Source organism: Delftia sp. ZNC0008, from assembly GCF_000799035.1.
Taxonomy (GTDB): domain Bacteria; phylum Pseudomonadota; class Gammaproteobacteria; order Burkholderiales; family Burkholderiaceae_C; genus Comamonas; species Comamonas tsuruhatensis.
In genome coordinates this window covers 1-1,833 of the sequence record NZ_JTKZ01000226.1, presented here as the reverse complement: position 1 = coordinate 1,833, position 1,833 = coordinate 1, and the positions used below count along the sequence as shown (strand labels likewise).

Annotated in this window: 2 protein-coding genes; both read right to left on the bottom strand. The window is 71.0% G+C overall.

The annotated features are described in order from the left end of the window. Positions 1–969: sigma-54-dependent transcriptional regulator (locus L995_RS07550; RefSeq protein ID WP_047470683.1), on the bottom strand; the 969-nt coding region annotated here is incomplete at its 3' end. Further along, the coding region (locus L995_RS07545; protein WP_047470681.1) for a sensor histidine kinase at positions 966–1,833 on the bottom strand (868 nt) is incomplete at its 5' end. The genes L995_RS07550 and L995_RS07545, both read right to left, overlap by 4 nt.

The following is a 1,833-nucleotide window of genomic DNA, read 5'->3' as shown; positions in this document are numbered from 1 at the left end:
GTCCTCGCGCCGCTCGCGCAGCGGCGGCAGCGAGACGGTGGCCACGTTCAGGCGGTAGTAGAGGTCGGCGCGGAACAGGCCTTGCCGGCTCAATTCCAGCAGATCCACCTTGGTAGCCGCGATCACGCGGCAGTCGATGGGGATCAGGGTGTTGGAGCCCAGGCGCTCCAGCACGCGTTCCTGCAGCACGCGCAGCAGCTTGATCTGCATGGGCACGGGCATGCTCTCGATCTCGTCCAGGAACAGCGTGCCGCCGCTGGCGTGCTCCAGCTTGCCGATGCGCTTCTTGCCCGCGCCGGTATAGGCGCCGGCCTCGCTGCCGAACATTTCGCTGTCGAACAGCGTGTCGGGCAGGCCGCCGCAGTTGACGGCCACGAAGTTGCCATCGCGCCGCGCGCTGGCCTCGTGCAGGCAGCGCGCCACCAGTTCCTTGCCCGTGCCGGTCTCGCCCTGGATCAGCACATCGGCCGCGCTTTGCGCCAGCCCCGTGAGCATCTGGCGCAGCTGGCGCATGTTGGGCGCGCGCCCTATCAGCCGGTGCTCCAGGCTGTCGCGCTGCTGCAGTTGCTGGCGCAGCGCGCGCACCTCCAGCACCAGGCGGCGGCGCTCCAGGGCGCGGCGCACGGCGCCGACCAGGGTTTCGGGGGCGAAGGGTTTCTGGATGAAGTCCTGGGCGCCGTCCTTCATGGCCTGCACGGCCATGGAGATGTCGCCGTGGCCGGTGATCAGCACCACGGGCAGCTCGGCATCCATGGCCACCAGCTCGCGCAGGAAGGCCATGCCGTCCATGCGCGGCAGCCGGATGTCGCTGACCACGATGCCCGCGAAGTCGCGCGACAGGCGCCGGCGCGCCTGCTCGGCGCTGCCCACGCTTTCGCAGGCGATGCCTTCGAGCTGCAGCGCCTGCTCGCAGCCGAGCACGATGTCGGGGTCATCCTCGATGATCAGGACTTTGAGGGCGTCGGTCATGGTGTGTCGGCAGAGGGTGTGGAGAGAGCCAGGGCCAGGCTCAGCGTGAAGACGGCGCCGCCGCCCGGATGGTTGCTGCCCGTCAGCGTGCCGCCGCATTCACGCACGATGCCGGCCGACAGCGCCAGCCCCAGGCCCAGGCCCACGCCCTCTTCCTTGGTGGTGAAAAACGGCTGGAACAGATGGGCCTGCGCCGCTTCGCTCAGGCCCGGCCCATGGTCGCGCACGGTGACCTGGGCGCGGCCATCGGCCACGGCGCAGGCCAGCTCCAGGCAGGGCGCGGGCTGGCCGCGCATGGCGTCCAGGGAATTGTTGATCAGGTTGATCAGCACCTGCTCGATGCGGTTGCGGTCGCACCAGGCCACGGCCTCGGGCACGCCGTCATCGCGCAGGATGCGGGCGCCGGTCTCGGCCACGCGCGACTCCAGCACGGCCAGCGCATTGTCCAGGGCACGCGCCAGCGGCACGGCCTGGCTGGCGCCGCTGGACTTGCGCGCAAAGTTGCGCAGCTGGCCGGTGATGCGGCCCATGCGGTCGGCCAGCTGCGCCATGCGCTCCAGGTTCACGCGCGTGGTTTCGGTATCGCCGCGCTCCAGAAAGCGCTGGCTGTTGCCGGCCAGGGTGCGCAGCGCCGTCAGCGGCTGGTTGAGTTCATGGGCCACGCCCGTGGACAGCTGGCCTATCACGGCCAGCTTGCCGGCCTGCACCAGTTCGTCCTGGGCGGCGCGCAGCGTGGCCTCGGCGTGGGTGCGCTCGGCCACCTCGGCCTGCAGCGCCTCGTTGGCGGCCGACAGGTCGGCCGTGCGCTGCTCCACCTTGCGCTCGAGCTCGTCGTGCGCGGCCTGCAGCGCCTCGCGCGCGGCC